The organism is Candidatus Symbiopectobacterium sp. NZEC127 (assembly GCF_025962675.1).
Classification (GTDB): Bacteria; Pseudomonadota; Gammaproteobacteria; order Enterobacterales; family Enterobacteriaceae; genus Symbiopectobacterium.
Map to the genome: position 1 here is coordinate 34,910 of NZ_JAGFPG010000006.1, position 26,188 is coordinate 61,097.

Consider the following 26,188-nt stretch of genomic DNA (forward strand, 5'->3'; position numbering starts at 1 on the left):
CGCTATTCGGCGGCGGATTGCATGGCAGCCCACCACGCCGTGTCGGCAATGACCTGGCCCTGATTGTCGATCTGCGGGCGGGGGAGTTTTTTGCGCGTCGCTACGCGCGCCAGCACCGGGTAGCCCCCTTCGAACAGCAAGCGCTGTTGCTCATCGTCATCAAGCATGGCCACGTCACGTTGGTACATACCCGCATTTTGACGTTGGCGTTGGGCTTCGTAAAGGATCAGCGCGGAGGCGACCGACACGTTCAGCGATTGCACCATACCGGTCATCGGAATGATGATGTCCTGATCCGCCAGCGCGAGCGCTTCCTGCGTGATGCCGGTTTTTTCCTGACCGAGCAGGATGCAGGTCGGTCGGGTGTAATCGACCTCGCGAAAATCCACTGCCCTGGCGGAAAGGTTGGTTGCCAGAATCTGCATGCCTTGGGCTTTTAAATGCGAGACGGCATCGGCAATGGTGCGGTGCGTTTTGACCTGTACCCAACTGTTGCTGCCTGCCGCCGATGACACCAGTGTACGCATACGGCTGGTGGGCCAAACGGCATGGACTTGGTGTACGCCGACCGCATCGGCGGTGCGAATCACGGCGGAAATGTTGTGGGGTTTGTGCACCTGCTCCATACACACCGTCAAATCGGGTTGGCGGCTGGTCAGCATCTCTTTGATGCGGGCGTAGCGTTCTGGTGTCATACGATGTCTCTTGCGTTATCCCGGTGCCGTGTGTGCGACCGGGATCGTCAGGGCTATCACTGATACGGTGGCGATCAGTTGCGATTACGTGTCACTTTGATGACATCAGGCATCACGCGGATTTTACGCATGACATTAGCCAGATGTACCCGATCGCGCGTGGTCAAACGGATAAACGCGCTGTAGACGCGACCATCCCGCTCTTCCGTATTGATGCTCTGGATATTGGAGTTGGCGGCATTGATCGCTGCGGTCAGGTTGGCTAATGCCCCCTGATGGTTGAACATATCGACTTTAATCTCAGCGATAAACTCTTGTTCCGTAACCTTGTCCCACTCAACCGCCATGAATTTTTCCGGCTCTTTCTGGTAGCCGCGAATATTTCGACAAGATTCATGGTGGATAACCAAACCCTTGCCGGGGCTGACGTGCGCCACAATCGGGTCACCGGGGATCGGGCGGCAGCATTTGGCGAACGTAATCAATACGCCATCTGCACCTTTGATCGGCAGCTTACGCAAACCGGTATGCTCTTGCTGTAACGGCTGCTCATCCAACAGGTTTTTCGCCACCACGATGCTCATGGCGTTACCGAGGCCAATCTCTGCCAGCAGATCGTCCAGCGAAGTGAGTTTCATGCGATCCAGCTCAAGCTGGATGTTGGTTTGCGGAATATCGCTGAGTTTTCTGCCATTACCCAAGGCGTGGTTCAATAAACGACGTCCCAGGCTCACCGAATCGTCACGCTTCAGGTTCTTCAGCATTTGGCGAATCTTGGCGCGAGCGCGCGAGCTGACGACAAAGTTCAACCAGGCTGCGTTGGGGCGAGCGCCGGGCGCGGTAATGATCTCTACCGTCTGCCCACTGCTGAGCGATTGGGAGAGCGGGTAGGGCTGTCTGTCGACGCGCGCGCCGACGCAGGCGTGACCGATATCCGTATGTACCGCGTAGGCAAAATCGACCGGCGTCGCGCCAGCCGGTAGCTCGATGATGCGCCCTTCCGGGGTGAACACGTACATTTCGTCAGGGAAGAGATCGGATTTGACGCTCTCGATAAATTCGAACGAACTGCCCGCACTTTGTTGCAGCTCCAGCAGGCTCTGCATCCAGCGCTGAGCGCGTACCTGTGCCGTGGTGCTGCTTTCACCTTCTTTGTAAGCCCAGTGAGCGGCCACACCCATTTCGGCCATCTGGTCCATGTCTTCGGTGCGAATCTGCACTTCTACCGGCACGCCGTGCGGGCCAATCAACGAGGTATGCAGCGATTGGTAGCCGTTAGCCTTTGGAATGGCGATGTAATCTTTGACGCGACCGGGGCGCGGTTTGTACAGGCTGTGCACCTGTCCGAGCACGCGATAGCAGGTATCCAGCTCTTTAACGATCACCCGAAACGCGTAGATATCCATGATGGAGTGGAAACGCTGTTCTTTCAGGTGCATTTTGCAGTAGATGGAATAGAGGTGTTTTTCGCGTCCGCTGACGCGACAGGGAATGCCTGCTTCGTTCAACCGCCCATCGATTTCGGAAAGGATTTTTTGGATCATTTCCTTACGGTTGCCGCGCGCGGCTTTCACCACTTCTTTGATCACCCGATAACGGTTTGGATACAGCGCCTCAAAACCCAGCTCTTCCAACTCGGTTTTCAGATGATGAATACCCAAACGGTGCGCCAGCGGGCTGTAGATTTCCAGCGTTTCACGCGCAATGCGGCGACGCTTATCAGGACGCAGCGAGCCCAGCGTGCGCATGTTATGCGTGCGGTCAGCCAGTTTGATGAGAATGACGCGGATATCCTGCACCATCGCCATAATCATCTTGCGGAAGTTCTCGGCCTGCGCTTCTTTCTTATCGCGGAATTTCAGCTTGTCCAGCTTCGAGACGCCATCTACCAGTTCGGCGACGCTCTTGCCGAATTGTTGTTCAATATCCTGGTAGGTGGTGGGTGTATCTTCGATAGTGTCATGCAACAGCGCAGCCATCAGCGTCTCATAATCAAGACGCATCTCCGCCAGAATACCGGCAACGGCGACGGGATGGGTGATGTAGGGTTCACCGCTGGAGCGAGTCTGCCCCTCGTGAGCATCACGTGCAACAATATAAGCCTGCTGAAGGCGCTTGATCTGGTCTTCCGGCAGATAGCGCTGAATCAGCAGATTGAGGCTTTCGAAGATATACAAGGGCGGCCCGTAGCGAGATTAACGACGACCTTCAGCAATCGCGGTGACCGCTTGGATCTCTGCGGCTTCTTGCTCTTGCTGTTCCTGACGCTCACGCACATCCAGAATCTGGTTGTTGATCAGGCCTTCTTCGATTTCGCGCAGCGCAATCACGGTGTATTTGTCGTTCTCTTCAGGGACCAGCGGATCTTTTCCGCCTGCTTGCATCTGGCGGGCGCGGCGAGCAGCGACCAACACCAGGTCAAAACGGTTACCAATTTTCTCAACAGCGTCTTGAACAGTTACGCGTGCCATAATGTGCTACTCCACAGGAAATAAAATGACTGCGCATCATACTGAAAGTGATGTCAGTCTGCCAATAGTTTGGTGATTAATGCATCATGCCGCAATGCCTGGCGGCTCAGCAACAGGCGTTCAGCACGGATGATGGTTTTCAGATCGGACAGCGCCAGATCGAAATCATCGTTAACGATCAGATAATCGTATTCCGCGTAGTGTGTCATTTCTGCCACGGCTTGCGCCATACGCCGCGCAATCACCTCATCGCTGTCCTGACCGCGTCCGCGCAGACGACGGCCCAACTCTTCTTTGGACGGCGGCAGAATAAAGATGCTGCGCGCCTGCGGCATCCTGCGGCGGATTTGCTCCGCGCCCTGCCAATCGATATCCAGAAAAATGTCTACGCCGGTTGCCAGCACCTGTTCGATGGCGGCTTTGGACGTACCGTAGTAGTTGCCAAAGACTTCCGCGTACTCAAGGAAAGCATCTTCCTGAATCATACGCTTAAATTCATCCACAGAAACGAAGAAATAGTGTTCTGCGTGGTTTTCGCCCGGGCGTTTGGCGCGGGTGGTATGAGAAATCGACACCTGGGTGTCATACAACGGCTGCGTTTTCAGTAACGCATTTATTAAACTGGATTTTCCCGCGCCGCTGGGGGCGGAAACAATGTATAACGTGCCTTGAGCCATAGTGATGAACGTAATATATCGTGAATGTGATGGAACCGGTTGACTGTCGCGGTTGTGCGAATTTTGCATTATACACGCACTAATCTTTACCGTCGCGTTGCCTGATATCACATCGCGTGATGACCTGATTCGTGATCGCATTCGATAGTTTGCTTAAATTTTCATGTGCTATGCATTTTTCGCGCGTTTTTTGGTTTCTGAGGCGTTTTGGTGTGTGCCAGCATAACGGCAGAAACGTAAAGGATGCGCTTATGAGACAATTCGTTCTCCAATACGGCACCGTGTTGTTTTTCCTGGTGCTGTTGCAATCATTGACGATGCTGGTGCGAACATCAATATCCGACCCCCACGTGCGGGCCGTGACGCATGTGGCTCAGGAAAAGCGTTTTTCAGTGTGCTGGGATCGTTATTCCTGGTGGCAACGGCTGGAAAAAAGGCTTGATTCCGTGCCTGATACGACAAAAAAACCCTTACCTCACCGGCCTTCTTTGCAAGTGGTGAAAATAATAACGCGCTGGATTAAGCAGGGAACGAAAACTATCCGCTGTATCCATAAAATTTCATTGCAACGGTAAAGGACTATTCCGGTCTGAATTTATCACTGGCGCAGGGTGTTGTGCGCTACTCTACGCGTCTAATAAAAACATTAGCGGTGTTTACGTTTAATAACGGGGCGCTTGTAAAAACCAAGATGAGCGTTAAAAAAGTATATTATTCATGAACTCATCAATTATTTCTGTGTCCTAATTCTTTTAAAGAAGTCTTGGTTTATGCTGGAGCCACAATAAGATGTCGGTGATTACCTCTTTTTCGCAGTCTGCTTTGTCGTTGTTTCTCGCCGTTTATATTGGATTGTTTCTCAATGTCTCCGTCTATTACCGCCGCTTCGATGATATCGTTTCCCCTTCTGGATCTGCTATTGCCAAATTCCTGCCTGCGCTGATTGAATTATCGCTCAGCGTGTTGTTCACCTTTTTCCTGATGCGCTTGCTCTCACTGGGTGGGCGTTATTTCTATCGGTTGATAGCCTCACTATTGGTGTTGTTTTCTGTTGCTGCCAGTTACTACATGACGTTTTTTAATGTGGTTATTGGCTACGGGATAATTGCTGCCGTGATGACCACGGATATTGATTTGTCAAAGGAGGTGATCGGCTGGCAATTTATGGTCTGGACGCTGTGCGTCAGCGCGATGCCTTTGGCGATCATCTGGAAAGCTGATTTGCGCAATACCCTGATTGAACAATTAAAAACGCCGGGTAAACGCATAAAACCCGTGGCGATCCTGTTTGCCGTTGTCGCGCTGGTATGGGGCACCATGGAATATATGGGGACCGAGCAAAAGCGGATGGAAAAACGAACCAACATCGATTTGCCCAGCTATGGTGGTGTCATTGCTCACTCGTATTTGCCATCCAACTGGATCTCGGCGTTGGGGCTGTTCGCTTACACCCAATATGATGAAAGCCAGGATGCGGCAGAGTTGTTCGACCCCGCCCAAAATTTTACCTACGTAGCCCCTGCTGGCATTGAGGATACCTATGTGGTTTTTATCCTGGGGGAGACCACCCGCTGGGATCATATGGGGCTGCTCGGTTATCAGCGCGATACCACACCGCAACTGTCAAAAGAGCGCAATCTGGTGGCGTTTCGTGGTCAGTCATGTGATACCTCAACCAAACTCTCCATGCGCTGCATGTTCGTGCGTGAAGGCGGGGCGGAGAACAATCCGCAACGCAGCTTGAAAGAACAAAATATTTTCAATGTGCTGCGTTCACTGGGGTTCACCTCAGAACTGTTCGCGATGCAAAGTGAGGTCTGGTTCTATAACAGCATTAACGCTAACAATTACTCTTTCCGCGAAATGATTGCTTCCGAAGAGCGTAATGAAGGCAAATCTGTCGACGACATGTTATTGGTCGACGAGGTTAAGGGGTCGTTAGCGCGCTATCCCAAGGGGAAGCATGTGATCGTACTGCATACCAAAGGCTCTCATTATCTCTATTCCATGCGCTACCCGCGCAGTTATGCGCGCTATCAGCCTGAATGTATGGGGGTTGATGCTTCTTGCTCACGCGAACAACTGATCAACGCATTTGATAACAGTGTGTTGTATACCGACACCTTCATTAAAAACGTACTGGATCAGGTGCGTGACAAGAAGGCACTGGTGTTTTATGCCTCAGATCACGGTGAGTCGATTGATGAAAACTACCATCTGCACGGCACGCCGCGTGATGTTGCTCCGCCGGAACAGTTCCGTTCGCCGATGCTGGTGTGGGCGTCAGACAAGTTCCTGGCACAACCGCAAAATACGCAACTGTTTGAACAGTTGAAAGCGCAGCAGCGAGTAGGAACGACGCACCGCCATGAGGAGTTGTTTGATTCCATATTGGGCTGTCTGGGCTATCGTTCGACTGACGGCGGCATCAACGCCAGCAACAACTGGTGCGCGTTACCGTCGCGTTGATGGGAGAGAATGGCTGTGCGTTTTCGCGTCAACCGCGCGCCGAGTATGCTCTTTTATCAAAAAGGGATTGACGCTTTTTGGAGGGCGCAGTAAGATGCGCCCCGCATTCGGCGAGTAGCGCAGCCTGGTAGCGCAACACGTTCGGGACGTGTGGGTCGGAGGTTCAAATCCTCTCTCGCCGACCAAATTCCCTCAGTTTTGTCTGATGCTTTTCAGACGAAGCGATAAGAAAACGGTAGATGACATCATCTGCCGTTTTTTTTTGCATAATATCTTATCCTATTGTTGATTTATTTAAAGAAAACAACAGTGTATCCCAAGAGATAATAAAAAATATATTTTATAACTCGCTGATAATAATTGAGTTGGATCTTTAGTAAGGTATTTCACTGATTTACACGCCTGACATCAACTGACATTTTACGCTCTGTCTTTGGGATGTTAGATATCATAAAAGGAGCGTGTGAAAGTGAATATCACTAAAAAGCTATTGGCATTATCTGTGGTGTTGGCTGCAATGGGGGGCTGTGCTATAGCTCAGGCGGATACACAGACAATCAGTCTGGGTTATGCTAATGCTAAAGCAAAGGGCGTTAACAATATTCGTGGTGCCACAGCAAAATATCACTATCAGTCCAATGACTCGCTTGGTTTTATTGGATCGCTAACCTATATGGGGAGCGGGAATAAAGATAATAGCTTCTATTATGATGGTCATGTCTATGAAGGGAAATCGAAGGTGAACTATTATTCCCTACTGGCTGGTCCATCCTATCGTGTTAACGAATATATTAGTTTTTATGGTTTAGTCGGCATTGGTATGGGTAAAAACCAATGGGTTGCCAGTAATAAAAGCAAGGCTATTGAGGTGTCTGACACTCAGCGCGCCTCGGCCTTTGCATATGGTGCTGGTGTCCAGATAGCGCCAGCGGCAAACTGGACGGTCGATGTTGGTTATGAAGGCGCAACGTTTAAAGATACGAAGCTCAACGGATTCAATATCGGCCTTGGCTATCGCTTCTGATCCTGAATAGCGTGACTACGCCGAAGTGGACTTCGGCGTTTCTTTTCCCTCCAGAGAATCTGTCAGGGCATGCTCTTCGCCAGACGTTAACTTACGCTTGGCGTGGTAATGCTGCCACACGGTAAAATTTTCATTATCCATGGGTTTGGCATACAAGAATCCCTGAATGTAGCCAACCCCGTGCTGTGTCAGGTAGTGCAACTGGCGCGCGGTTTCCACCCCTTCTGCTACGATCTTCAAATTGAGGCGGTGAGCGAGACTGATAATGGTATCCAAAATCGGCGTCTCTTCTTCCTGTGATGAAATGGTGCGGACAAACCCTTGATCGATTTTCAAATAGTCGAGCGGGAAGCTTTGCAGGTATGAAAGGGAACAATGGCCGGTGCCAAAATCATCAATCGCGACATGTATGCCCTCCTGACGTAATTGCTGCAACCGCTGCACCACTTCCGGCCCTTCACTGATGAGGCTGCGCTCGGTCAGTTCTAGCGTTATCAAGAAGCGGTGGGCCGCCACATTAGCCGCAAACTGGCGTATATCGGCGATAAATTCGCTGTCTTGCAGATGCTCTGCTGCCACATTCAAACCCAGATGAAAATTCGGCTCGATGTGCCAACGGGTAACGTCTTCCTCCACCAGTTTCAACAAATGTCGCGTCAGCGGGATAATCATATTTTCCGCTTCAGCGGCGGCGATAAACACATCCGGGCGAATCCACTGCCCATCGGCGCGCCGCCAGCGCAATAACGCTTCTGCACCGGTGCAGCGTTGCGCCTCAGTGCCGTAAACCGGCTGATAATAGACAGAAAACTCATTGTTGGTGATGCCGCGGCGTAATTCGTCCTGAAAGGAGAGCTTGCGTTTTTGCCAATACAGCGCGGCCAGAATAAACAGCGCGGAAAGTACCAGTGCAAGCGGCAGCAGCGTGAGAAAGGCAAACTGCCAGGCTTTGCCCATTTCTGCGGCGGGGGCAGTAATGGAGACTGCAATCGGGAAACGTTCAGAGGTGATGTGATATTCGGCACCAGAAAGCCATTCAGGCTGATTCGGTGCTGCGGTGATACTGGGATGAATCAAATCACCATCCCCTACCCGGATGTTCAGTTGAAAGCCGCGCAGCTTGTTGACGGCATTCATTAACGTCACCAGATATTGCGCATCAACCAGACCAAAAGCGCCCCATCCGTCGTCTGGCGTACGAATAAAAATGAGCGTCGGGCTGATGTCGGCATCTTTGATCTGATCAACGGAGAGGCTCCAGGCAGGAGGCAGTTTCTCCGGCAGCGGCATCATGATCACATCGCTGATTTCCAGGGCGTTGTGGGCAAACAGCGAGGAGCAGTAAATGCTCTTGTCATAGGTCAGGCCGATGGCGCGAAAGTAAGCGAACTGCGCGCTGAGCCGTTGGAGATCGTCTCTGATATCTTCACACAGTTTTCCTTGCAGCGGTTGCAGGGCCTCCAGCAGTGACCAGGCGCGGGTGGTGATGCTTTCCGCCTGATCGAGCGCCAAATTTGCCGTGGATTGCAGATCGCGTTTCACGATTTGTCGTGATTCTACAAAGGTAAAAAGCAGTACCAATAGCAATGGGAATACCCCGGCGCAGAGAATCAGCCAGCGGCCCCGTTGTTGCGCGCGTTGATGCTGTGGACTCACGTCACTACTCCTTGGTACCACGTAGATATGTTTCTGCCTGTCGTGGCAGCCAGCGCACCCTGAAACGCGTCGTGTTATAAATACGTCTACGCGCTTTTTAAGTATATCAATCCCCTGTAAATCGATCGGAAATTGTTTTGAAAGCAAAGGATGAAAAAAAGGGAGCCCCGAATGGGCTCCCTGAAGGGGGAGGCAAGGGTTAGCCTTGGTTGAGAATAAACATGCCGTAAGGGTGAATCTGCAAGTAGAGATCGTCACCCACATTGGGTTGTAGCTGGGTGGCATTCACTTGTAACAGCAGCGATTGCCCGTGCCAGAGTACACTTACTTCATACTGTGAACCCATGTAAGCCACATGGTGCACCGAGCAGCGTTGGCTCTCATCGCCCTGCGTATCAAGCGTAATGGCTTCGGGGCGTATGCCCACGGTGCATTCTCCGTTTTCCGCGCCAAAATGTACCGGTTTGGGAATGCGATAGCCGAAAATCTCTACGCTGTCGGCCTGCCGTTGTGCCGGGAAAATATTCGCCTCGCCCATAAAACTTGCCATAAAACGTGATGCGGGCTGACGGTACAGTGCTTGTGGCGATCCCATCTGCATGATGTGACCTTTATTCATCACCAGTACGCTGTCAGACACGGCAAAGGCTTCGCTTTGGTCGTGGGTGACATAGAGTGACGTGATGTTGAACTGCTGCTGCAATTCGCGGATTTTTTCCCGCATGCTGCGCCGCAGGTTAGCATCCAGGTTACTCAGCGGCTCATCGAACAGCAGCACTTTAGGTTTAAGAATCAATGCGCGCGCCAACGCCACGCGCTGCTGCTGGCCACCGGAAATCTGATCGACATAGCGATCGGCGAAGCCTTCCAAATCCACCAGCGCCAGCGCTTCGTTGACCCGATCGCGAATTTCGCTTTTGGGTCTGCCGAGCATCTTCAGGCCGTAACCAATATTTTCCCCCAGCGACATGTGGGGGAACAATGCATAGGACTGAAACACCATGCAGATGTCACGCTGCTGGATGGAGCGATCGGTCACGTCTTCGCCGTCGATATAGATGCGGCCTTCACTGGGTTTTTCCAGCCCGGCCACCAGTCGCAGTACGGTGGTCTTGCCGCAGCCGGACGGGCCGAGCAGTGTCACCATGTGACCCTGTGGAATCGCCAGATCGAGATTTTCCAGCACGGTGTTGGTGCCAAAGCGTTTTGTCACGCCTTTGAGTTCAACGAAGTTTTTACGCGGTGCCTGCCCCGCTTCAGCGGTGGCGTGTTGGCTTAATACAGTATTCACGATAGTCACCTTCTGATTATTGTGCGTTTTTGGCTTTGGAGCGGGCGGTGCGAGATTCGCCAACCAAATAGTCAAACAGGAAAATGATCGCCAGCATCACCACGATCAGGATAGAGCCGTAGGCGATAGCCACCCCGTATTCACCGTCCTCGACGCGATTCAGGATATAGGCGGTGGCGACGCGCGTGTCTGGTGTCACCAGGAACACGATGGCACTGACGGTGGTGATGGCGCGTACAAAGCTGTAGATCAACGCGGAGAGAATGGCCGGACGCAGCAGCGGCAGTAAAATGTAGACGATAGTACGCATTGCCCCGGCGCGCAGGCTGAGTGACGCTTCGTCCAGCGATTTATCCAGTTGGCCCAACCCGGCAATACCTGCACGAATCCCCACCGGCACGTTGCGCATTACCATCGAGATGATGACGATGGCGGCAGTGCCTGTCAGGTAGATGGGCGCGCTGTTGAACGCCAGAATATAAGAGATACCCGCCACGGTGCCCGGTACGGCAAAGCAGAGCATGGTGGTGAACTCGATGGTTTTTTTGCCGCGGAACTGCTGGCGCACCACGATATAGGCGATCAACAGACCAAACAGCGCAGTGATGGGTGCCGCGATCCCTGCGTAGAGCAGCGTATCGAGCAGTGAAGGCCATGCGCCGTCGCTAAAACCTTGTCCGAACAGGGTAATGAAGTTTTGCAGCGTCAGCGTGTAATCCACGCCCCAGTTAACGGTGAAGCTGCCGTAGAAAATGCTGCCGTACAGCAGGCCGTTAAACGCCACCCAGGCAATGAGGATAAAAGTGACACCCCACACCATCAGGCGCGGCAGCGGCTGTACGTCGCCCCGACTGAATTTGCCGGAAATGGTGACGTAGGAGCGTTTCCCTATCCACAGATATTGGATACAAAATACCACCAGCGAGAACACCAGCAGAATCACGCCCAGCGTACTGGCGGCTTGATAATCCAACTGCGCACCGGTGATATAGAAGTAAATCTGCGTCGCCAGCACGTCGAAGTTGCCCCCCAGCACCAACGGGTTACTGAAATCCGCCAGTGACTGCACAATAACGATCAGGAAGGCGTTCGCCAGCGCCGGTTTCAACAGTGGCAGGAAGATGCGGTTAAAGGTCTGATAGCGGTTGGCGCGCAGCGTATAGGACGCCTCTTCCAGCGACGGGTGAATACTCTTTATCGCACCGTCGAGGATCATAAAGGCCATCGGGGTAAAGGCCAGCACCTGTGCAATCCAGATGCCGGTGAAACCGTACAGCCAGTTGGTGTTGGTCAGCCCGAACCAGGAAACCATCAGCTCGGTCACATAGCCGGAACGGCCCATCATCAGCGTTACGCCCAGCCCGACGATAAACGGCGGCGTGACAATCGGCAGAATGGAGAACACGCGCCCGACAATGGCGGTACGCTTGGCGATGCGCGAGGTGTAAATCGCCAGCACCAGCCCAAAGAAGGTACAACCAAAGCCAACGGCCATGGCGAGCAGGAAGGAGTTCCAGATCACCCGAAGAATGTGCGATTGGCCTAATACCGTCATAAAACCCAACGGCACGAATTCGCCCGCGCTGTTGGTGAACATCGGAATGAAAATCGCAATGCTGGGGTAGAGAATAAAGATACCGATCAGCACAATGATGGCTATCAGTGAGCCGATGACGAAGCGATCGCCGCCCAGCCATTCAAGGCGCGCCATCGCCAGCGTCATGATCGCGCCTAACGCGATAAAGATACCGATGGTGGCATAGCCCATACCCTGCTGTACCACGGTGGCGCTAAGCAGCATAAACAGCATGCAAAACAGGGCATAGCCGGCATCAAACAGGTGGCGACCCCGCTGTTTACGCGAGGCTGGCGTGCGTGGTCGCAGTAACAGCGCGCAGGGTAACAGCAGCCACAGCAGGCTGATATTGATGCCAGACCAGCCGTAAGCGTGCAGCACTTCTTCCCGGGTGGCACCGAACAGGCCGTAGTCCAAACTCCAGGCCGGCATCAGCGCGAACGAGAGCGGGATAACGGCGAGCCAGAGAAAAATGGCGTCCAGTGCCTGCGGGCGTTGAGCCGAGGCGAGTGAGTGAGACATGGGTTTCCCTCTGAGTTGACTAAAAGTCACAATGGTGACGAATGACCGAGACTGAAGACAGTGTCACTCCGCCGACGGGTCATGCTCCGTGTAGACGGAGGATCTCCCACAGAAAGAAAGCGTTTCGTCTGTACGAGATTCCCGCCTGCGCGAGAATGACGGAAGGTATACGGGAATAACCGTATTCGCGTCAGTCTGTCAGCAATCTGTGCCCCGGCTTATGCCGGGGCGGTGGGCTTATTTGCCCATCTTGACTTCATTCACCCATTTGGTGATAAGCGCTTTACGCACATCTTCCGCGCCGTATTTATCCATGTCGTAATTGATTAATTTCAGCTCTTCGAGCTTGAGCGACAGCGGTGATGCTTCGGCCTTGGTGTTGGTCAGGATCTGGTAGGACTGGCCCTTTTGCCAGGAGAGTTCTTGTGCTTCTTTGGACAGCGCCCAATCGACAAACAGCTTGGCGTTTTCCAGGTTACGCGCATTTTTCAGGATGCTGACGCCGCCCACTTCATAGCCGGTGCCTTCGCACGGTGATACCAGTTGCAGCGGTGCGCCATTCTCTTTTTCCTGTGAATAATCGTGCAGGAAGCCGATGCCGATAGCGCTTTCGCCACGGGCGGCGTTACGTGCCGGTGCAATACCCGACTTGGTGTACTGCGACACGTTGGCATTGAGTTTTTTCAGGTAATCAAAGGCCTGATCTTCGCCCCACAGCTGCGAGAAAGTCGCCAGTGCGGTGTAGGCGGTGCCGGAACTTTGCGGATCGGCAATCTGGATTTCCCCTTTGTACCTGGGGTCGATGAGGTCTTTCCAGCATTGCGGTACCGGCAGGTTTTTCTCTTTCAAACGCTCAGTGTTGACGCCAAAGCCGAGAATCCCGATGTAGACCGCGGAGGAGTAATTGCCTTTGCGTTTCGCCGGATCGCGGAACTGCGGCATGATATTGGCCAATTCAGGGGAGACATAAGGTTGCAGCAGATCCATCTCACCGGCCTGCGATTGCGGATCGAGCGTGCCGCCATACCAGACATCGGCCTGCGGGTTACGTTTTTCCGCTTCTACCTTCGCCAGCGTACTGCCAGAACCGTTGCGGATAAAGGAGGTTTGCACGTCATACTTTTCACCAAACGCTTTGGTTTCTGCTTCACAGAAAGCGTTGGTGGCACTGCAATACACCACGAGGCGGCCTTTGGCTTGTGCCGCACTGGACAGCGTGGCCGCTGCGATCCCGGTAACGATAAGGGCAGAGAGAAGAGAAAGTTTCATAATGCTTCCTTATTATCAGTGGTAAAAGCGTCAGGACGGGCCTGAAGCGTTTGGCCCCCGAGACGGATGCATGTGCGATCGACTGGTGCCTGCCATCATCAACGGCATCAGCAACAGCCCGACACAGGCTGCCGCCAGTGTCAGTAAGGCAAAGAAACCGGACCAGCCGTAGAATTGCATCCACTGTGCCAGCGGCCACCCTGCCAATGCGGCCCCAAGATAAGCGAACAGGCCAAGAAATCCGGTAACGGTTCCTGCGGCTTCCTTATGGGCGTACTCCGTGGCCGCCAGACCGATAAGCATCTGAGGGCCAAAAACAAAAAAACCGATACTGAAAAAATTCACCGCCAGCAGAGCATAATGGTGAATCGGCACCAGCCAGATGGCGGTTACGCTGAGAAATAAGCCCAGCGAAAACAGCAATATCATCGGCGCACGCTGGCCGCGAAACAGCAGGTCTGAGCCCCATCCGGCAAACAGCGCCCCGAACAATCCCCCTAACTCGAACAGCATCACCGTGACATTGGCGCTGAGAAGCTGAACGCCGTGACTCTCCGTCAGCCACAAATTGCCCCAGTCATTCAGTGCGATGCGAATCAGGTACACCAGCACGTAAGAGAGCGCGAGGATCCAGATAATGCCGTTACGCAAAATGGTGCGGTTCAGCATTTGCCCCAGACGCATGGGCGGACTCTGTTGCTCCTGTCGCAGCTCCAGCGGATCGCGCCGCCACTGGCCCACGGTGGGCAGCCCTTCTTCTTGCGGCGTGCCGCACAGTTGGCGGCAAAGTATGGCGCCCAGCACAATCGCTATCGCACCCGGTATCAGCAGTGCGGCTTGCCATCCCTGACTGGCGGCCAGTGCGCCGGAAAGCAGAGGAACCGCAGCACCGCCGATATTGATCGAGGTGTTCCAACATCCCCACCACAGCCCGCGCTCATTACGCGAATACCAGTGGGTCAGTAGCCTGGCACAGGGGGGCCATCCCCACCCCTGAAAGAACCCGTTCAACGTCCAGACCAACAGCAGCGCGGGCAGGGAGGCGCTGAACGCGAATGCGATATTCAGCACTCCGGTCATCAGCAGGCCGACGCCCATAAACCAGCGTGCGCCTATGCGGTCATGCACCATGCCGGACACAAATTTTGAACCGCCATACGCCAGATAAAACAGCGTACCAAGCAAACCGATATCCGCTTTATCCAGCCCCAACTCCACCTGCATGACGGGCATGGCGAAGGTGACACTGCGCCGGGTGAGATAAAACGCGGCGTAACCCACCACCATGGAAATCAGCAAACGTCCGCGCCAGTAGCGGTAGTGCGCGCTGATACTGATAGGGTCTGCGCTCATGAGGTTCTCCAGCGGTTGAAGGGAGTGTAGGAAAGCCGTGCCGTCAGTGGATGAGATAAGGTAGTAACCCGATAGGAATTATTCTTAGTTCAAGCCCCCTTTAAGGCAAATTTGTGGGCAACTTAACAATTATGCGTGTTCCTTTACGTCGTTGTAACATCCATTCGCCGCCCAGCGCATGCACACGTTCTTCAATGCCGCGTAAGCCGAAGCCTTCCTGTACCTGTTCCGGTATGCCAATGCCGTTGTCTTTGACTTCCAACATCAGCATGCCGGGCAGCGGTGTCAGGCGAACGCGCACCCGGCGAGCATTGGCATGTTTGCTGATGTTATTGAGCAGCTCCTGCACCAATCGATAAAGGGTAAACACCACGGTATCGTCGGTTGGCGGCTGCGGTAGGCGATAATCGAGCCGGAAATCGATACCGCGTTGCGCGAAAGCGAACTCATCTGCCAGATGATGTAGTGCCTTTTCCAATGACATCTCATTTAGCACCGGTGGGCGCAACTGACGTAGCAGCTGGCGTGTAGTGTGGTGCACGCGTTGCGCCAGTTGGGTAATTTGCGCAGCCGCCTGCGTGGTCAGCAACGGCTCTGGTCGGCGGGTAATCATTGCCGCTTGTATCTGAATTGCCGTGATGTTTTGCCCGATGTCATCATGCAACTCGCGCGCGATGTCCTTGCGAATCTCTTCTTCGGTGGAGACCAAGCGCTGCATCAACTGGCGCCGCCGATTCAGCTCTTGCTCCAGGCGCTGGCGATAGCGGTTCAGGCGCTGGGCGAGCTGTTGTTGACGGCTGATGGCGATGCCCAGACCAATGCCGAGCAGCGCCTGCGTGGAGAGAAACAGCTCCAGTTCGATAATGTCATGAAACGCGCCGCTCATCTGACGGGTGATGGTAATCAGTAAGCTGCCCAGTATCGCCGCCAGCACCCCGCCTTGCCAGCCAAAGGCATAGGCCATCACCACGTTAGGCAGAAACACCACAATCAGCAGTAAGCGCTCGACATCCGGCGACAATGAGATTTGCACGCCTACCGCCAGTGAGAAAAACAGCGAACACCACACCAGCAGCGAGGTACGTAACGGCGGATTGGAGAGGTTTTGTGCCAGCAGGTTTTGCAAGTGCTGTTGCTTGAGATACTCGTAGATCAGGTAGATAAACGGGATCAGCAGCACGCCGCCGGTCAGGCTTGCCAGCAGCGTATGGGTGAGCGGCGAAGGCAAACCGGCACCGGGCAGCGCCATTTGCAACAGGCTGTTGAGAGAGACCGCGATCAGCAACAGCAAGAGCCGTTGCCAATACAACGTGTAGCGATGCCATTGGCTGTGGGTCAGCCAGGCGGGCAGCAGGCTGACCCACACCGATACCAGAATAACCCACTGGGTTTGCAACTGCTGGGTGTGCAGCCAGAACAGCAGGGCGGTTTCCACCCCAATGATCACGGGCCAGTAACGGCGCGTCAGCAGAATCAGCAACGCCAGACGTAGCCCCTGGGGCAATAACAATGCCGCCTGCTGACCGTTATCATTGAGGTAGAAGCTGATGGTCCACAGCGCCAGCCAGCTCAAGCCATAAAACAGCGCCAGAAACAGCATCAATCCGCAGCGCCGTAGTGCAGACATGGCGGTATTACGCTTTATTGATCAGATGGTGTTGCAAGGCGAAGTGCACCAGCTCAATGGTGGATTCGCATTGCAGCTTGCCAAGCACGTTGGCACGGTGCACGTGCACGGTTTTATGGCTCAGCGCCAGCCGCTCGGCAATGGCTTTAACGCTGACACCCGCCACCAGCAGATCGAACACCTCGCGCTCGCGCGGGGTTAATTCATGCAAGGCATCTGACTTTTGCGGCGGATGGCGCAGGGCGCGCATTGCATCGGCGCACAGGTAGGTGCCGCCCGCGTGCACCGCGCGTAGCGCCTGCACCAGCTCTTCCGGACCACAGCGTTTGGTGAGATAACCGCGTGCGCCCGCATCCAACGCGCTTTGCACAAACGCCGAGGTGTCATAAATGCTGAGGATAATGGCGCGAAAATCCGGGCGTTTTTGCCGCAAACGTGCCAGCAGGTTCAGCCCGCTCTCGTCGGGCATATCAATATCCATCACCGCCACATCGATATTCATGCGTAACAGTGACGACCAGGCGCTGGCGGCCGAGGCATATTGCCCGACCACCTGCATATCAGGCTCGAGTGAAAGCAATTGGGCAAAACCGGAACGCACCACTACGTGGTCGTCAATCAAGGCTACATTAATCATGTTGCTGTAACACTCATGAAAACTTTCTGCATCATGCGCAGGAAAAAACGGTTACAGCAACCAGCAATCGATAAATTGTCGGGGGGTTAACACTATTTTCCGGGCGATGAGTCAGCAGCCACCCTGCAAAGGGCGCTTTGCCTGCCCCTGACTGCCTTCAGTGGGGTAGCCATCCCGTTTCCACCAGTCCAGTCCGCCAACCAGTTCTTTGACTTCGAACCCCAGCATTAGCAGCTTGAGCGCGGTTTGCGTCGAACCATTGCAACCCATACCGTCGCAGTAGCAAATGTAGAGCGCCGATTTGTCCAATGCTGTGGTGGTATCGAACGAGAGCGCCCGATGGGGCAGATTGACGGCTCCGGGAATATGTTCGATCTGATAATAGCTGTGCTGCCGACCATCGACCACCACCAGGTTCTTGCCTTGCTGGCGCGCCGTGTGCAGATCGGCGGCGTCCATTTCAAACGTTAATTTTTGCTGGTAGTAGTTGATTTGCTCAGTGATGGACATGATTTTCCCTTGGTTTAACCTGACGTAGCCCAACGGGCGCGCAGAGACGCCCTTGCCGTAAACGAGAAAATAGCAGGTCTGTTAATGCGGTAAATTCAATTGTTTTTCAGGCATATGAAGTTTTTTTTGAGGACGTTTGCCAACGTCTTCACCGCGATCTCCAGTTCATAGGGCGTGTGGGCGGCGAACCCCATCAGAAAGCCGGTGCGGTGTTGATGCAAGGCGGAGAGTGTCGAGAGTCCGAGCAGGTCAACACCCGCCTGACGGGCGCACTCAACCGCTTCACGTTCGGGGATATCGCGGATAAACACGCAGGGCATTTGCATGCCGCCGCTGGGCACCAACGGCTCCACGACATCGGCCAGATGTTGTCGCACCAGCCGGGCCAACACATCGCGACGTTCGGCATACAGCAGGCGCATGGTGCGCACGTGGGCACCAAAGTGACCATCTTCGATAAAGCGCGCCAGTGTGAGCTGGGGGATGGGGGCGCTGTGGCCGTCCAGCAGGGTGCGGGCCACGGTCATGGGGGCCACCAGCGACGGCGGCAGCACCATATAGCCGATACGCAGGCCGGGAAACAGTGATTTGGTGAAGGTGCCGATGTAGATCGTGCGTTCGTGCAGGTCCAGTCCCTGTACGCAGGCAGTGGGTTTGCCCGCATAGTGGAACTCGCTGTCATAGTCGTCCTCGATGATCCAGCTGTGGTGTTGTCTGGCCCACTCAATGACGGCCAGTCGTCTATCCAGAGACAGCGTGGCGCCGGAAGGAAACTGGTGCGACGGTGTCAGAAACACCGCTCTGGGCGGAACTTCCGATGCGGCCGCGGCGGTAAACAACTGGTCCACTCTTACCCCATCGGCATCCAGCGGTACCGGCACGCTGATGAGGCCTGCCGCATCGAACGCTTTGCGCGCGCCGTGATAGGCCGGGTCTTCGAGCAGGATTTTGTCGCCCACATCAAGCAAGACCTGGGCACACAGCGTCAATGCCTGTTGGGAGCTGGTGAGCACCAGCACCCGCTCGGGCGTTGCGCGTGCGCCGCGCTCCAGATTAACGTGGTTGGCAATGGCCCGGCGCAGAGGCTCCATACCCTGCGGTGGGCTGTACAGCAACGCCCGCGTGCCATATTCTTTCAGTACCTGCCGTTCCAGACGTTCCCAGACGGCGAGTGGGAAACTGCGCGTTTCCGGCACGCCCGGTGCAAAAGGGCGAGAGATAAGAAAGTCGCGCACGCCACCGCCCTGAAACATGGCGCTACCACGCTGGCTGAGGCGCGGGGTCTCGCTATCCGCCTGCGCACGACGAGGTTTGCCGCGCCCCGGTAAACGCCGTGTGCGTTCAGAGACAAAGCTGCCACTGCCCACTCGCCGCTCAATGAAACCCTCCGCGTGCAACTGCCCATAAGCCGATTCGATGGTGTCGCGGGAAACGCCCAGCGACGTCGCTAACGCGCGCGATGCGGGCAATGGCTTGCCCACATCCAAAACGCCATCAAGGATCAACTGGCGCACCGCCCGCTGTATGCGCACGTGCAGCGGCAGGGCGCGCTGTGCCGGATCGCCGATCCAGGCTTTAACCGACTCAAGCTGAGCATGTTTAAACAATTGGTCTGTCTCTGTTCGGGTAATTGGCAGGGTTAATCAGGCCATTTTAGCGCTATAAATAATGGGTACAACCGCTACGTGCTACAACCCGTTTGTTTCCTTTTTCAGGAGTTAACGTCAGGCCATGTCATCTTCTACTTCACGCGCATCGCTTCCTGAGAGCACACAGACCCATCACGATCGCCACGGCCTTTATCCTGAGGCCACGACCGTTGAGGATTTCCGACACAATCTGGCGGCGGTGCAGGCGCGTATCGCGGCGGCCTGTCAGCGCGTGGGGCGCGATCCGGCCACGGTGCGCCTGCTGCCGGTCAGCAAGACCAAACCCGAAAGCAACCTGCGACTGGCGTATGCGGCGGGTTGCCGCATGCTGGGCGAAAACAAGGTACAGGAAGCGATGGGGAAATGGGAGGCCATGCAGGATCTGAGCGATTTGCAATGGTCGGTTATCGGCCATTTGCAAACCAATAAGGCTCGGCTGGTGGCGCGTTTCGCCAGCGAGTTTCAGGCGCTGGACAGCCTGAAACTCGCCGAAGCGCTGGATCGCCGTCTGCAACATGAAGGACGTTCGCTGGATGTGTTTGTGCAGGTCAACACCTCCGGTGAAGTCAGCAAATATGGCCTCGCGCCCGAGAGCGTAGCGGAATTTATTCAGGCATTGCCTGCTTTCACGGCATTGCGGGTGCGTGGGTTGATGACGCTGGCGCGCTTTTCCAGTGAGGCGGAACGCGTACGCGAGTGCTTTGTGCTATTGCGCTCCCTGCGCGATCAATTGCGGCAGAGTGCTCCCGCAACGATTGCGCTGGATGGGCTATCGATGGGGATGTCGGGTGATTTTGAGATAGCTATCGAAGAGGGGGCCACCGTGGTGCGCGTCGGGCAGGCCATCTTCGGCGCGCGTGCGCTGCCTGACAGCCATTACTGGCCTGGCGAGCCATCGCAATAATACCTCTTTGCCATCGATGCATTGAATACCACTATTTTAATTGAGAGGACCTTGCCATGTATGACGCTTCCCTTACCCTGACCGATGTCGATCCTGAACTGGCGGATGCCATCCTGAATGAAGAACGCCGCCAAGAGGAGCACGTCGAGCTGATTGCTTCTGAGAACTATGCCAGCCCGTTGGTGATGGCTATCCAGAATTCCGTGTTCACCAACAAATACGCCGAAGGTTACCCTGGAAAGCGCTATTACAGCGGCTGCGAGTTTGTTGATGTGGCGGAGCGTTTAGCCATTGAGCGCGCGAAAGCGCTGTTCGACTGCGATTATGCCAATGTGCAGCCTCACGCGGGGGCTCAGGCCAATGCGGCAGTGTTTCTGGCGCTCACCAATCCCGGTGATACCGTAATGGGCATGAACCTGGCGCAGGGGGGACACCTGACGCACGGCAATCCGTCCAACTTCTCGGGCCGTCACTACAAGATTGTGCCTTACGGGCTCGATCCTGAGACCGGGCTTATCGACTATGACGAGATGGAGCGTATTGCGCTGGAAACCCGTCCGAAAATGCTGATCGGGGGCTTTTCTGCCTATTCGCGCTACAAAGACTGGGCGCGGATGCGTGCCATCGCCGATAAAGTCGGGGCGGTGTTTTGGGTGGATATGGCCCATGTTGCCGGTCTGGTCGCGGCAGGGGAATACCCCAATCCGTTGCCCTATGCTCACGTGGTAACCAGTACCACCCATAAAACTCTGCGCGGCCCGCGTGGCGGCATCATCCTCGCCAAAGGGCAAAGTGAGGATTTCTACAAAAAGCTCAATGCTGCCGTATTCCCCGGTATTCAGGGCGGGCCGTTGATGCACGTGATTGCTGCCAAGGCCGTGGCTTTCAAGGAGGCGCTGCGTCCTGAGTTTACTACCTACCAGCGTCAGGTGGTGACCAATGCCCGCGCTATGGCGGTGGTGCTGCAACAGCGTGGTTACAAGATTGTCTCGGGCGGTACGGATAACCATCTGATGCTGATTGACCTTTCCGATCGCGCTTACACGGGCAAAGACGCCGATGCGGCGCTGGGTGATGCCTATATCACCGTGAATAAAAATACCGTGCCTAACGATCCCCGTTCGCCGTTTGTCACCTCCGGGCTGCGCATTGGCACACCGGCAGTCACCACGCGCGGTTTTGGCGTCACCGAATGCGAGCAACTGGCCGGTTGGCTGTGTGATGTACTGGATGCGTTGCAACACGATGAAAGCGCGCAGAGGACGGTGCGCGATCGGGTTCGTAAGCAGGTGGTAGATCTGTGCTGTTGCCATCCGGTGTACCGGTAGTCGATGCACACCCTACGCTGCGTTGAAAAGGATAACGACGACTGCTATAACGGGAGAATCAAGGCGGTCGGGTGGCGTATGGACAGCAAGGTACTGAAGCACTTTTTAAAAATCGTCCAGTTAGGTTCGCTGACGGCGGCGGCCGATGACGCCTGTCTGACGGTTCAGGCGCTGGCGGCGCAAATCAAAAAACTGGAACAACACTTGGGGCTGCGGTTGCTTAACCGCACCAACAAGGGCGTGTCGCTGACCCTGGAGGGTCAGCAGATGCTGCCAGAAATCACCGCGATGGTCAGAACGGCGGAGCAACTGCAACGCAAGGTCGATCAGTTGCGCCAGCATGCGCCAACGACGTTACACATCGCGCTGAACAGCACGTTTTCGCTGGATATTAACCACTGCATCATGAACTTTATGATGGATACGCTGCGCGGTTACCGCATCGTATTCAGCAGTTCTGAATCACCGGAAAACCTGACCAAACTGGCCAACGGCGATGCCGATATGGCAGTGGTAATTGGTTGTCCGGCGCACTGTGATGACCCTATGTGCTTGATTGATGCACTGAAGGTGTCGATCGTGGCCGCGATGGCGCCGGGCACCCTGCTTGCACAGGCACCGTTGATCAAACCGGTGGCGGAGTGCGCTTATGCCCGTGTCTTCGATCGCTTTGTTGCCCTGCATCAGCCGTGGGTGCAGGGGAAAGCGGTTTACGACTCTGGCAGTGAGCAAGTCAGTATGTCATTAATGAAAAGCCGGGGCGGTGTGGGCATGGTGTCGCAAGCGATCGCTGATGCGCACCAACTGACGGTAGTACCGGATTTCAGGGATGCGCTGGATGTGTATCTGGTAATGAAAAATCCCTTACTCTCTGAGCAAGATATCGCGGCGCTCAATGTGTTGCTCTCATTGCCGACGGCAAACGTGCCGCCGGCATCGGCATGGGTTTAGAACGTCACGTTAATTTTGCCCCAGAAGGTTCTTCCCGGCTCATTCATCGTGGTATTGGCGGAGTAGCCAAAGCTGCTGTTACCGGCCAGATTCAGGTGCTCGCTGTAGGCGGTGTTAAACAGGTTATCGACGCCTGCGCTGACCTTCACCTGCTCCGTCACCTTATACGCCAGATTGGCAGAGAAAATGGCGAAACCGCTGCTGCTGCCAAAATCTTTACCGACCACGTTGCCTTCATTAGCCGCTAACCGGTTCTGGCTGCTGACCAGCCGCAGCAAGCCGCCGCTGCTCCAGTTGCCGGATTCCCAGGAGAGCCCCAAGCGTGTTTCCAGCGGCGGGATTTGCGGCAGTGGACGACCGTTTGAACGGTTTTCGGCCCAGGAATACGCCAGACTGGCATCGGTTTTCCAATGGTCGGTCAACTGATAGCTCAAGCCGGTTTCGCCGCCCAGGGTGAGCGCATTGACGTTATCCGCCTGGCTTATACGGGCATTGTTGGCATCGTAACGAAACAGAATAAAATCATTCACCCGACCCGCATAGGCAGAGACCCAACTGGTCAGGCGCTCTCCTTTGTATTGCGCGCCGATATCCAACTGGGTGGTTTTCTCCGTTTTCAGGTTATCGAAGGCGCTGGCGCTGCCTCCGGGGCCGCGTTTAGGCGAGAAAAGCTCCCAGTAATCAGGGAAACGCGTGGTGTAGCCTACGCCGGCATAGACCATCAACGGCAGCGAGGCGACGGAATGCTCCACGCGCAGGAAGCCGGCGGGCAGCGTGGCACTGCGGCTGGGTTGTTCTGCTGTGGTGAAGTTATCGACCTGCGCTCGATCCAGTCGGGTACCGACAATAACCTTGTTTTGTGCGCTGGCCTCCCAGGTCAGTTCACCGAACAGGCCATAATTGTGGAAACGGGCATCTTTATCCCAACGGCCGTTGTCCAAACTGCGGTGGGTATTCAACTGGGTATCGACACCGGTTTGCAACTGGTAATCCTGCCACAGCCAGGTGGTCATCATCCTGCCGCCGACGGTGCGACGATCCAGACGCATCGCCATTGCCATCGGCATAGACATCCCCATGCCGCCCATCGACATGCTGCCCGGCGTACGCAAACTGAAGTTATCCATCACATGGTCGGCATAGTTGTAATAGGCGCTGGCTTCGAACTTATCGAGCAGGGTACCAATGTTGCTCTTTTCAAATCGCAGGCCCAGGCTTTCGCGTTTGAACTGCGAGCCATCCATGCCGCGCCCCGCGTAGCGTGCTTCACCATCGCCTTTGCCAGCGGAGAGTTCCAGCAGCGTATCTTTATCCGGTGTCCATCCCAGCGCGATATCGCTGTTCCACTTATCCCACTTTGAGGGCACGCGGCGGTTGTCTCCGTCCTTGTAGTCGTTGGCGCGGGATGTGTTTCCCGTCAACCGGAGATAGCCCTGCTCGTTGCCAACGCTGATATCCGCATTTTGATCCCAGCGGCGGTTGGAGGCGGCCAGCAGGCTGACATTTCCTCTGGCGCCCGCCTGCGTGAACCGAGGGGGGAGCCGCTCGAAGCGCAGCGTGCCCGCAGAGTTACCCGGTCCCCACAGCACGCTCTGTGGCCCCTTGATCAGCGTGAGCAGATCGTAACTTTCCGGCGAGATATAAGAGCTGGGGGCGTCCATACGCGCCGGGCAGGCGCCGAGCATTTCGCCATCGTTGGTAAGCAGTCGCAAACGCGATCCGAACATGCCGCGAAACACCGGGTCACCGTTGGTGCCACCATTGCGAATTTGGCTAAAGCCGGGGATGGTTTTCAGGTAATCCGACCCATCGCTGGCGGGGACGGGCTGGCGCGGCGTTTTGGGGGAGGTCACAATGGTTAACGGCGAATAGACTGGGGCCGTCACCGTCATCACATCACCTTCATCATGCTGGTGTGTGCTTTTTTCGCTGGCCGTTGCCTGAAGCGGTAAGGTGCAAAACACCGCCAGTGATGTGGTTAACATTTTAGTTTTTTTCATTACTTTCACCTGTCTTCGATCGTGCGGATGAAAAACGCCACGATCGGGAGCCACCTGATCCCGGTGGATAAAAAGGGTATGTCGTTGCGAAAGGCGGATGCGCATTTCGAACGAGATGACATCTCCCCGGCCCATCAGCGCGAGCGTTACGGGCACGACGTGTCCACGGTGTTAATCCGATAACCGGTTACTGTGGAAAGGGAAATTTACGCTGTGAGTGACAGATGAAGGCGTGGCGGTGCGCGCGGAAGATGCGTGGTATCAAGCGGGGGACAACGCGGAGGCAGAACGCGGGGTAGCGGCGGTGCCCGTGCTAACAGCACCGTTAGCCACACCATTGGGATGAATAGGCCGACGACAAAGGGCACATGCACCAGCAGTTCACAGTAGCCGCAGGCGAACCCTTCTTGCTGCATCATGACGGCGTGATCGTGTGCCGCAGGCGCTGTGCTGTGATGATTCATCGCCATTTCGTGGGTTTGCGGTAACGGCATCCGCTCGGCGCGCCCCTTGGATATCACCGGAGCGACAAACAGCAGTAACACCGCCAGTAATGCCAGGCAGGCTGCGCTTTTTTGTGTCGTTGCGTGTGAAACGATCATCGGGCCAGAGAAACCAGAGTGGAAACAGAGGCGTAGTTTATCGCAGGAATATTGATGAGAATGAGAAATATTATCTTATATTATCGATTTCTTGCTTTATGTCATACTTGGTTAAACCTTGCCGTATCAGACAGAGTCCCGCTGCGCCCTGCCATAGTGAAATGATGGTCATGGGTGTATGATTTTAGCCGTTGGATCTCAGGAGGCTGATGTGAGTACGGATATTGCGCCACGCGGCAGAGGTCGGCCGCCAAAAACCGATGCGAGCTATAAAGACACGCGCGAAGTGCTGATTCGCAGCGGGTTGGCATTGCTGACGCAAAACGGCTTTCTCTCCACTGGCATTGATGCCATCGTGAAAAACGGCGGTGTTCCCAAGGGTTCTTTTTATTACTATTTTGAAAATAAAGAGGATTATGGGCGCACGGTGCTCGCGTCCTATGACAGCTTCTTTCAACATAAGCTGAATAAATTCCTGTCGGATGCCTCCGTAATGCCGATGAAACGCCTCAGTCATTTTGTGGCGGATGCAGGCCAAGGCATGCAGAAATACGCCTTCACCCGGGGTTGTCTGGTGGGGAATCTGATGCAGGAAACGCCCGGATTGCCCGATGCGTTCAGAGGGCAGTTGCAGCAGATTCTCAATGCATGGCAAGGGCTGGTGGAAACCTGTTTGCGGGCGGCACTGATCGCGGGCGAAATCCGCACGACGACGCCACCCGAGCAGGTGGCGGAGATGTTCTGGAGCGGTTGGGAAGGGGCGGTGATGAGAGCCAAGTTGTACCAATCCACGCAACCGCTGAATGAATTCTGGTACTTCTTTTCCCATGCCCTCGGTTATCACTCGGATGATGAAATATCGCGCTGACAGCCGCGTGCTTTTCACCGCCGTGAAATTGATAAATAACAAACTTTTCTCACTCTTCAATGCCGGTTGCGGCGCTTCGCTTGAAACGCAATGTGATGACAGTTACCGT

General features: G+C 54.9%; 22 protein-coding genes and 1 tRNA gene. 8 read left to right on the forward strand and 15 right to left on the reverse strand.

Annotated features, from left to right (window positions below; translation table 11 throughout):
• Nucleotides 1-2 precede the first annotated feature (2 nt).
• The 4 genes from trmH to gmk all read right to left on the reverse strand — a co-directional run bounded on the left by trmH (nt 3) and on the right by gmk (nt 3,843).
• On the reverse strand, nt 3-695 hold the full coding sequence (trmH, locus tag J5069_RS19015; protein WP_264645345.1) for a tRNA (guanosine(18)-2'-O)-methyltransferase TrmH: 693 nt from the start codon (nt 693-695) through the stop codon (nt 3-5).
• A 74-nt stretch (nt 696-769) separates the two neighbouring features.
• Nucleotides 770-2,872, reverse strand: a complete 2,103-nt coding sequence (gene spoT, locus J5069_RS19020) for a bifunctional GTP diphosphokinase/guanosine-3',5'-bis pyrophosphate 3'-pyrophosphohydrolase (RefSeq protein ID WP_264645346.1) — start codon at nt 2,870-2,872, stop codon at nt 770-772.
• A gap of 18 nt (nt 2,873-2,890) precedes the next feature.
• The gene (gene rpoZ / locus J5069_RS19025; RefSeq protein ID WP_195316190.1) at nt 2,891-3,166 is read right to left on the reverse strand and encodes a DNA-directed RNA polymerase subunit omega; all 276 of its coding nucleotides are present in this window, start codon (nt 3,164-3,166) and stop codon (nt 2,891-2,893) included.
• Nucleotides 3,167-3,219: 53 nt separating this feature from the next.
• Complete coding sequence (gene gmk / locus J5069_RS19030; RefSeq protein WP_222158681.1) at nt 3,220-3,843, reverse strand: guanylate kinase; 624 nt, start codon at nt 3,841-3,843, stop codon at nt 3,220-3,222.
• Nucleotides 3,844-3,974: 131 nt separating this feature from the next.
• Here gmk and J5069_RS19035 point away from each other — a divergent pair, with 131 nt between their 5' ends.
• The 4 genes from J5069_RS19035 (at nt 3,975) to J5069_RS19050 (ending at nt 7,336) form a co-directional block, all read left to right on the forward strand.
• Nucleotides 3,975-4,418 carry a hypothetical protein gene (locus tag J5069_RS19035; protein ID WP_264645347.1) on the forward strand — a complete coding sequence of 148 codons (444 nt, stop codon included), beginning with the start codon at nt 3,975-3,977 and terminating at the stop codon, nt 4,416-4,418.
• Between the two features lie 214 nt (nt 4,419-4,632).
• Complete coding sequence (gene eptB / locus J5069_RS19040) at nt 4,633-6,312, forward strand: kdo(2)-lipid A phosphoethanolamine 7''-transferase (RefSeq protein WP_264645348.1); 1,680 nt, start codon at nt 4,633-4,635, stop codon at nt 6,310-6,312.
• Between the two features lie 108 nt (nt 6,313-6,420).
• Nucleotides 6,421-6,497, forward strand: a tRNA-Pro gene (locus J5069_RS19045).
• A gap of 284 nt (nt 6,498-6,781) precedes the next feature.
• Nucleotides 6,782-7,336: an Ail/Lom family outer membrane beta-barrel protein gene (locus J5069_RS19050; RefSeq protein WP_264645349.1), complete on the forward strand. Its 555-nt coding sequence runs from the start codon at nt 6,782-6,784 to the stop codon at nt 7,334-7,336.
• Between the two features lie 15 nt (nt 7,337-7,351).
• Here J5069_RS19050 and J5069_RS19055 read toward each other — a convergent pair whose 3' ends face one another.
• The 9 genes from J5069_RS19055 to J5069_RS19095 all read right to left on the reverse strand — a co-directional run bounded on the left by J5069_RS19055 (nt 7,352) and on the right by J5069_RS19095 (nt 19,384).
• A complete protein-coding gene (locus tag J5069_RS19055) occupies nt 7,352-8,992 on the reverse strand; it encodes an EAL domain-containing protein (RefSeq protein ID WP_264645350.1) in 1,641 nt (546 codons plus the stop codon).
• Nucleotides 8,993-9,191: 199 nt separating this feature from the next.
• Entirely contained in the window at nt 9,192-10,283 is a 1,092-nt protein-coding gene (fbpC, locus tag J5069_RS19060; protein ID WP_264645351.1) for a ferric ABC transporter ATP-binding protein, read from the reverse strand.
• Nucleotides 10,284-10,299: 16 nt separating this feature from the next.
• Complete coding sequence (locus J5069_RS19065) at nt 10,300-12,381, reverse strand: ABC transporter permease (RefSeq protein WP_264645352.1); 2,082 nt, start codon at nt 12,379-12,381, stop codon at nt 10,300-10,302.
• A 237-nt stretch (nt 12,382-12,618) separates the two neighbouring features.
• Complete coding sequence (locus J5069_RS19070) at nt 12,619-13,650, reverse strand: ABC transporter substrate-binding protein (protein WP_264645353.1); 1,032 nt, start codon at nt 13,648-13,650, stop codon at nt 12,619-12,621.
• A 30-nt stretch (nt 13,651-13,680) separates the two neighbouring features.
• Entirely contained in the window at nt 13,681-15,003 is a 1,323-nt protein-coding gene (uhpC, locus tag J5069_RS19075; protein ID WP_264645354.1) for an MFS transporter family glucose-6-phosphate receptor UhpC, read from the reverse strand.
• Nucleotides 15,004-15,103: 100 nt separating this feature from the next.
• Nucleotides 15,104-16,630, reverse strand: coding sequence for an MASE1 domain-containing protein (locus J5069_RS19080; protein WP_264645355.1), 1,527 nt, complete (start codon nt 16,628-16,630; stop codon nt 15,104-15,106).
• Between the two features lie 7 nt (nt 16,631-16,637).
• The gene (locus J5069_RS19085; RefSeq protein WP_264625972.1) at nt 16,638-17,267 is read right to left on the reverse strand and encodes a response regulator transcription factor; all 630 of its coding nucleotides are present in this window, start codon (nt 17,265-17,267) and stop codon (nt 16,638-16,640) included.
• 111 nt (nt 17,268-17,378) lie between these two features.
• A complete protein-coding gene (locus J5069_RS19090; RefSeq protein WP_264645356.1) occupies nt 17,379-17,777 on the reverse strand; it encodes a rhodanese-like domain-containing protein in 399 nt (132 codons plus the stop codon).
• Nucleotides 17,778-17,872: 95 nt separating this feature from the next.
• Nucleotides 17,873-19,384: a PLP-dependent aminotransferase family protein gene (locus tag J5069_RS19095; RefSeq protein WP_264645357.1), complete on the reverse strand. Its 1,512-nt coding sequence runs from the start codon at nt 19,382-19,384 to the stop codon at nt 17,873-17,875.
• 124 nt (nt 19,385-19,508) lie between these two features.
• Between J5069_RS19095 and J5069_RS19100 the strand changes: the two genes are divergently transcribed.
• Genes J5069_RS19100 through J5069_RS19110 form a run of 3 tightly spaced genes read left to right on the forward strand, consistent with a single transcriptional unit; the run spans nt 19,509 to nt 22,609 of the window.
• Nucleotides 19,509-20,330, forward strand: a complete 822-nt coding sequence (locus J5069_RS19100) for a YggS family pyridoxal phosphate-dependent enzyme (RefSeq protein ID WP_264645358.1) — start codon at nt 19,509-19,511, stop codon at nt 20,328-20,330.
• Between the two features lie 56 nt (nt 20,331-20,386).
• On the forward strand, nt 20,387-21,658 hold the full coding sequence (gene glyA, locus J5069_RS19105; RefSeq protein ID WP_264645359.1) for a serine hydroxymethyltransferase: 1,272 nt from the start codon (nt 20,387-20,389) through the stop codon (nt 21,656-21,658).
• Between the two features lie 3 nt (nt 21,659-21,661).
• Entirely contained in the window at nt 21,662-22,609 is a 948-nt protein-coding gene (locus J5069_RS19110; RefSeq protein WP_264645360.1) for a LysR family transcriptional regulator, read from the forward strand.
• Here the strand turns inward: J5069_RS19110 and J5069_RS19115 are convergent.
• Nucleotides 22,606-24,609 (reverse strand): TonB-dependent copper receptor, encoded by a 2,004-nt coding sequence (locus J5069_RS19115; RefSeq protein ID WP_264645361.1) that lies wholly within the window; start codon nt 24,607-24,609, stop codon nt 22,606-22,608. The two genes, J5069_RS19110 and J5069_RS19115, sit on opposite strands and share 4 nt — an antisense overlap.
• A 206-nt stretch (nt 24,610-24,815) precedes the next feature.
• On the reverse strand, nt 24,816-25,211 hold the full coding sequence (locus J5069_RS19120; RefSeq protein WP_264645362.1) for a DUF2946 family protein: 396 nt from the start codon (nt 25,209-25,211) through the stop codon (nt 24,816-24,818).
• Nucleotides 25,212-25,389: 178 nt separating this feature from the next.
• Here J5069_RS19120 and J5069_RS19125 point away from each other — a divergent pair, with 178 nt between their 5' ends.
• On the forward strand, nt 25,390-26,079 hold the full coding sequence (locus tag J5069_RS19125) for a TetR/AcrR family transcriptional regulator (RefSeq protein WP_264645363.1): 690 nt from the start codon (nt 25,390-25,392) through the stop codon (nt 26,077-26,079).
• Nucleotides 26,080-26,188: the final 109 nt, after the last annotated feature.

Bases quoted from the DNA above. Each gene is read 5' to 3' on its own strand.
- trmH (WP_264645345.1), bottom strand. From the start codon at position 695: ATGACACCAGAACGCTACGCCCGCATCAAAGAGATGCTGACCAGCCGC.
- rpoZ (WP_195316190.1), bottom strand. From the start codon at position 3,166: ATGGCACGCGTAACTGTTCAAGACGCTGTTGAGAAAATTGGTAACCGT.
- gmk (WP_222158681.1), bottom strand. From the start codon at position 3,843: ATGGCTCAAGGCACGTTATACATTGTTTCCGCCCCCAGCGGCGCGGGA.
- eptB (WP_264645348.1), top strand. From the start codon at position 4,633: ATGTCGGTGATTACCTCTTTTTCGCAGTCTGCTTTGTCGTTGTTTCTC.
- J5069_RS19065 (WP_264645352.1), bottom strand. From the start codon at position 12,381: ATGTCTCACTCACTCGCCTCGGCTCAACGCCCGCAGGCACTGGACGCC.
- J5069_RS19070 (WP_264645353.1), bottom strand. From the start codon at position 13,650: ATGAAACTTTCTCTTCTCTCTGCCCTTATCGTTACCGGGATCGCAGCG.
- uhpC (WP_264645354.1), bottom strand. From the start codon at position 15,003: ATGAGCGCAGACCCTATCAGTATCAGCGCGCACTACCGCTACTGGCGC.
- J5069_RS19080 (WP_264645355.1), bottom strand. From the start codon at position 16,630: ATGTCTGCACTACGGCGCTGCGGATTGATGCTGTTTCTGGCGCTGTTT.
- J5069_RS19085 (WP_264625972.1), bottom strand. From the start codon at position 17,267: ATGATTAATGTAGCCTTGATTGACGACCACGTAGTGGTGCGTTCCGGT.
- J5069_RS19090 (WP_264645356.1), bottom strand. From the start codon at position 17,777: ATGTCCATCACTGAGCAAATCAACTACTACCAGCAAAAATTAACGTTT.
- J5069_RS19100 (WP_264645358.1), top strand. From the start codon at position 19,509: ATGTCATCTTCTACTTCACGCGCATCGCTTCCTGAGAGCACACAGACC.
- glyA (WP_264645359.1), top strand. From the start codon at position 20,387: ATGTATGACGCTTCCCTTACCCTGACCGATGTCGATCCTGAACTGGCG.
- J5069_RS19110 (WP_264645360.1), top strand. From the start codon at position 21,662: ATGCACACCCTACGCTGCGTTGAAAAGGATAACGACGACTGCTATAAC.
- J5069_RS19115 (WP_264645361.1), bottom strand. From the start codon at position 24,609: ATGAAAAAAACTAAAATGTTAACCACATCACTGGCGGTGTTTTGCACC.
- J5069_RS19120 (WP_264645362.1), bottom strand. From the start codon at position 25,211: ATGATCGTTTCACACGCAACGACACAAAAAAGCGCAGCCTGCCTGGCA.
- J5069_RS19125 (WP_264645363.1), top strand. From the start codon at position 25,390: ATGATTTTAGCCGTTGGATCTCAGGAGGCTGATGTGAGTACGGATATT.